This is a genomic window from Metabacillus niabensis (assembly GCF_902829255.1).
Taxonomy (GTDB): Bacteria; Bacillota; Bacilli; order Bacillales; family Bacillaceae; genus Metabacillus; species Metabacillus niabensis.
The window spans coordinates 1-1,253 of record NZ_CADEPK010000158.1; the positions used below are offsets into that span (position 1 = coordinate 1).

Annotated in this window: 1 protein-coding gene; it reads right to left on the minus strand. The window is 25.2% G+C overall.

The features are described from left to right. Positions 1 to 1,235 (minus strand): hypothetical protein (locus HU235_RS12085; protein WP_217451439.1); only part of this gene is annotated, 1,235 nt, incomplete at its 3' end. Positions 1,236 to 1,253 lie beyond the last annotated feature (18 nt).

The window sequence follows — 1,253 nt, forward strand, 5'->3', positions numbered from 1 at the left end:
CAAATAGAATGTTCAATGCTTGCACTTTTTAAAAAATCTTCTACAGAATTAGCATTAAAATTTCTAATATCTTTTTCATTTAGTGAATAACAAATTGATTGAAATTCATTAACAAGATGATTTAATGCTACAGAATAATCCCCTCTCATTTCATTCAGAACCCTTAACTCCATTTGTTTAATAATCAGAGGATTATTATTTAATAGTTTATAAGTATATTGCATTGAAAGCTCAAAATAACCAGGATTATTATAATTTAAATTTGTTGTTTCATATAGTAATAACACATCTTTAAAGTGTTTATCTTCATAGAGTTTTAAAAATAGCTCTGTATGATTAAATTTACTTTGCCTTAATGCTTCAATAACAAGAAGTCTAGCATTAGATGTTGAAATATCCTTTTGTAATAAATAATTAATATATTCCTCTTTAGTTTTATCACTCTTCATCACTAGGATTGTTAAAACCAAAGGGCTTACACTTAATAAGTCATAGTTAAAATTCGTGAAGATTTCCTCTATTTTCAATTTATATTCATTTTTATTTAAGAGGTTTGATATTGACCTATCAAATATTTTATGTAAAATATACTGATTTATATCGCTGTGATTTATTTCTAGGTTAACTCCACCATTTTTTATGTTTTCTAGTTCATCAAATATCTTTTTTATAGTTTGTTCATGTCCATCACTATCTTCAGTTTCATCACCAAGATCTATTGGTACATCCAAATATTCTATTACAGATTCATTCTTCGTATCTTTAAAGAACTCCTCTTTTTCTTTTGGACTTGATAAATTATAAATTTTAGTCTTATTATTTATATGCAATTGAAAATCATAAAACGCAATGTCTTTGATTTTGCCCAAAATTTCAACTGCTTCTTTAATTGACTGACTATTGTCAGAAGTCTCTTTTGGTTTAAAGGGAATATAAATATCATCCATATATCTAATTATTTTATATTCTTTATAATTAAGAGACTTCATTAAACTATCGACCTTTAAGTCTAAGAAGCAAAGATATAAATAGCCCATAAAAGCCGATAAAATACAGTTATCTATTTGAGGAATACCTTTCTTATTATTCATAATAAATTTATAGAAGGTTTCAATTTCTTTAATTGTATTCTCATCATAGTTATGTTCTACTTTATCATTTGGCTTTATAGTTTCTTGTAAATACTCTAATAGGTTTTCAACTGGTAAATTATCAAAGTAATTTTGAATGTCCAATCTTATCACTATATAGTC